The organism is Mesorhizobium sp. M7A.F.Ca.CA.002.04.1.1 (genome assembly GCF_004022805.1).
Taxonomy (GTDB): Bacteria; Pseudomonadota; Alphaproteobacteria; order Rhizobiales; family Rhizobiaceae; genus Mesorhizobium; species Mesorhizobium ciceri.
The window spans coordinates 1-2,294 of record NZ_RZPL01000836.1; the positions used below are offsets into that span (position 1 = coordinate 1).

Below are 2,294 nucleotides of genomic sequence, written 5' to 3' on the forward strand. Positions count from 1 at the left end.
CTACACGTCTGGTCCAGGCATCGGCGAGGACATCGCCTCACTGCTCGCTCTGGTCGCAGCCGGCCGGCTCGAAACGCGCGTGGCCTTGACGGCGCCGTGGACAGACGTCGCTCAAGCGCTGGACGCACTGCGACAGCGCAGCTTCAGCGGCAAGGCTGTTCTCACCATAACAGGATGAGCATCCTGTTTTGTCACACGTGCTGGCCGCCATTGATGTGGATTTCCGAGCCAGTCACATACGACGCCTGCTGCGAGCACAGGAAAAAGATGATGTCGGCGACTTCGGCCGTGGTGCCAAGGCGCCTGAGAGGAATGGTCTCGACGATCTTGTCCGTGCCCGGCGACAGGATCGCGGTATCGATTTCGCCCGGCGCAATCGCGTTGACGCGGATGCCGTGCGGACCGAAATCATGCGCCATCTCGCGCGTCAGCGAGCCGAGTGCCGCCTTCGATGTCGCGTAGGCCGTGCCGGCGAAAGGATGCACGCGGGTTCCGGCGATCGAGGTTACGTTGACGATCGAGCCCTTGGCCGCCGCCAGTTCCTTGAACAGCCCGCGCGCCAGCATGATCGGCGCGAAGAAATTGACCTGGAACACGTCGCGCCAGACATGCATCGGCGTGTCGATCGAATTCATGCGGCTGTTGCCGTCCTTGAGCTTCGGCGAAATGCCGGCATTGTTGACCAGCGCATGCAACTGGCCGCCATGCGCTTCCAGCCGGTGGCGAATTTCGGAGACGGCGATGCCGACATCCTCCTGATCGGCGAGATCGACCTTGATGTGGTCTTCCGGCCCGGCCGGCCACGGGCAGTCCTCGGCGAAAGCCTGCCTGGAGCAGGTGATGACGCGCCAGCCCTCGCGCGAAAAACGCTTGACGGTGGCGTGGCCGATGCCGCGGCTAGCGCCGGTCAGCACGATGGTCTTTCGGGTGTCGAGCTCAGTCATTTCAGGTCTCCAGCCGGCAGATGTAGCCGAACGCCGCCGAGGTGGCGAGAGGCCGAAATGTCACCATTCACCTCAAAGGAGGAACCGGGAAGCCGGCTCGCCGTTGGTCCTTGAATGCGGAAAGGGTGCGGGGTTCTGAATCAATCTATCAGGACAAAGTCATGACACAGACAGCACCCCTCGACATCGCCACCGCCTTCACCAAAGCGTGGACAGGACACGACCTCGAAAAGGCAGCATCCTATGTCGCCGACGACGTCGTTTTTGATGGGCCGATGCAACAGTCGACTGGCAAGGCCCCCTACCTCGAGGGCCTGACCAAACTTTCACAGGATGTGACCGGTGTGCGCATGATCGCGGCCTTCGGAGACGACCACCAGGCGCTGCTAATGTATGACTTGATGACAGAGTCGTCCGGCGCGCTTTCCTGCGCCAAGCACCTCACCATCAGCGACGGCAAAATTCACAGCGACAAACTGACCTTTGACAGCAAGAAGCTGGGCAGCGCCAAACCAAAGGCGAATTAGCAGGTCTACTCAGCCGCCAAGGAGGTCGAGGATCGAGGTCTGCCGCTTCTTGCGCGGGCCGCCAACGTCGCCTGGCGGCACCGGGTGCTTGATCGACGCGGTGGCGCCGTCATCCCCCGGCATGGAAAGGCCATCGGCATCGACGGTTTGGGCGGGACGAGCCGCGCGGACCGGCGCTGGCGCTTGGGCAACCGGCGCTGCTGGCCGCGCTGGTGCCTGCTGGCCGACCGACGTGGACGGAACCGGCGCCGTGTTGTTCGCCGAGGGTATCTCGTCGGGGACGATTGTGTCGCCCGGCGTCGATTTCCAGGTGCCGGGCAGCGGCCGCACCGGCACACCTTCGTGGGCCGCAACCATGAACTCGTGCCAGGCCTGCGCCGGCAGTGCGCCGCCGGTGACCTTCTTCATCGGGCTGCCATCATCATTGCCGAACCACACACCGGTGGTGAGATTGGCGGTGTAGCCGACGAACCAGGCGTCGCGCGAATTCTGACTGGTGCCGGTCTTGCCGGCCGATGGCCAGGCGAAAGCCGCTTTCCGGGCAGTGCCGATCTCAACCGTGCCCGTCATCATCGAGTTCATCATGCCGACGATCTCAGGCTTGACGACGCGCGGCGCGCTGCCGCCGCCGCTGTCGTAAAGCACTTTGCCCTCGGTGGTCGTCACGCGCCGGATGAAATGGATGTCGGGCTTGTAGCCGCCATTGGCAAAGGGGACATAGGCCGATGTCAACTCCAGCGGCGTCACTTCCGAAGTGCCGAGCGCGATCGAGGTGTTGGCTGTCAGGTCGGACTGGATGCCCATGCGGTGCGCCGCCTCGACA

Annotated in this window: 4 protein-coding genes; 2 read left to right on the forward strand and 2 right to left on the reverse strand. The window is 63.6% G+C overall.

Going from position 1 to position 2,294, the window contains the following annotated elements:
- Positions 1-178 (forward strand): zinc-binding dehydrogenase (locus tag ENZ75_RS35385; RefSeq protein ID WP_164888090.1); only part of this gene is annotated, 178 nt, incomplete at its 5' end.
- Positions 179-191: 13 nt separating this feature from the next.
- On the opposite strand, the gene ENZ75_RS29190 is transcribed toward ENZ75_RS35385, so the two are convergent.
- Entirely contained in the window at positions 192-944 is a 753-nt protein-coding gene (locus tag ENZ75_RS29190) for an SDR family oxidoreductase (protein WP_013529556.1), read from the reverse strand.
- 161 nt (positions 945-1,105) lie between these two features.
- Between ENZ75_RS29190 and ENZ75_RS29195 the strand changes: the two genes are divergently transcribed.
- On the forward strand, positions 1,106-1,471 hold the full coding sequence (locus ENZ75_RS29195) for a nuclear transport factor 2 family protein (RefSeq protein ID WP_027161316.1): 366 nt from the start codon (positions 1,106-1,108) through the stop codon (positions 1,469-1,471).
- Between the two features lie 9 nt (positions 1,472-1,480).
- Here the strand turns inward: ENZ75_RS29195 and ENZ75_RS29200 are convergent.
- On the reverse strand, positions 1,481-2,294 hold an 814-nt coding region (locus tag ENZ75_RS29200), incomplete at its 5' end, for a penicillin-binding transpeptidase domain-containing protein (RefSeq protein WP_281061303.1).